The sequence below is a fragment of the Pseudoalteromonas sp. SR44-2 genome (assembly GCF_014163745.1).
Lineage (GTDB): Bacteria > Pseudomonadota > Gammaproteobacteria > Enterobacterales > Alteromonadaceae > Pseudoalteromonas > Pseudoalteromonas distincta.
The window spans coordinates 1-1,364 of the sequence record NZ_JACJDW010000073.1; the positions used below are offsets into that span (position 1 = coordinate 1).

At 50.8% G+C, this 1,364-nt stretch carries 1 protein-coding gene; it reads right to left on the reverse strand.

Features of this window, described 5'->3' with window-relative positions; translation table 11 throughout:
• A partial coding sequence (locus H5115_RS19965) for an Ig-like domain-containing protein (protein WP_182756982.1) occupies positions 1-1,364 on the reverse strand: 1,364 nt, incomplete at both ends.

Genomic DNA, 1,364 nt, shown 5'->3' on the forward strand with positions numbered 1-1,364 from the left:
GGCGTAATAGTATCCACATTACCACTGCTGTTTGCTGTGCTCTCGTTGCCTGCCGCATCGGTAATACTCGCGCTTACAGTAAAGTCACCTTGTGCAAGGGCACCTGGAATCTCAATGTTCCAGTGGCCATCGCTGCCAACTAGGGTCTCAATGGTTTGCACAGCGCCTGCGCTGTCGGTGATGGTGAGTGTAACAGTGCCACCAATTTCATTACTGGTGCCCTGCAGCTCTGGTGTTAAGTCGCTAACATCGCCTACGTTTTGAATGGTGAGTATTGGCGCTTGCGTGTCGATAGTGGTGGTATCACTTACTGTAGTTTCGTTGCCAACACTGTCGCGTACACTTACTTCGATGGTGCTTTGACCTTCACTTAATGGTGTGGTTGGAGTGGCACTCCAATTACCATCCGCATCAACAAGGGCGGTGATGGTTTGTGGGTTGCCGTTGCTGTCGGTAACGACTATCGTCACTTGTGCACCTTCGCCCGCATCACTTGTGCCGCTTATGATTGGCGTGTTGCTGTCGCTTTGTGCTGCAACGTCAACCGTCAGCGTAGGCGGTGTATTATCAAAGTCATCTGAGCTAATTGTACGGGTATTACCTGCGGCATCGGTCGCTGTTGCGATCACTGAGCCAACATCAAGTAACGATACATCTAATCCGACTAATGACCAGTTGCCATCCGCATCTGTTGTAGTGGTATATGTTGCACCAATACCACCGCCTACCAGTTGCTCGGTAATAGTAATTTCACTGCCTGCTGGCAAGTCAGACGTCCCACTTAGGGTAACCAATAAACCAAGTTCAAACGTTGGTGTAAAGGCAAGTGCCGGTGGAGTTACGTCTACTTCGCCACTGTCAGTGTCGGTACCTGTGTTGCCTGCGGCATCGGTGATGCTGGCGCTGACACTATAATTACCTTCGGCTAAATCAGTCGTTGGTGCCGCACTCCAGTTACCATTGGCATCGGTTTGTACATCAATGCTTTGCACTGCATTCGCTGCATCTGTAAAGGTCACCGTGATGGTGCTGTTAGGTGCATCACTGGTGCCTGTCACAGTTGGCGTGCTGTCGTTTGTTAATACTGGCGCATCTACACTCACACTTGGTGCTGTGGTATCAATGGTGCCGTTGCCGGTAATATCGGTGCTGTTGCCTGCCACATCGCTGATGTTGGCGGTGATCGTGTACGGCCCTTCTGCCAGTGCAGTCGGTACTTCTACAGAGAAGTTACCATCGGCATCAACCGTGGTGGTAAAGGTTTGTGTATTGCCTTGATCGTCCACTACCGTGAAGTTAATAACGGTGCCTTCAACGGCATCACTTGTGCCACTGAGTGTCGGAGTAATATCGTTGCTTGAGCC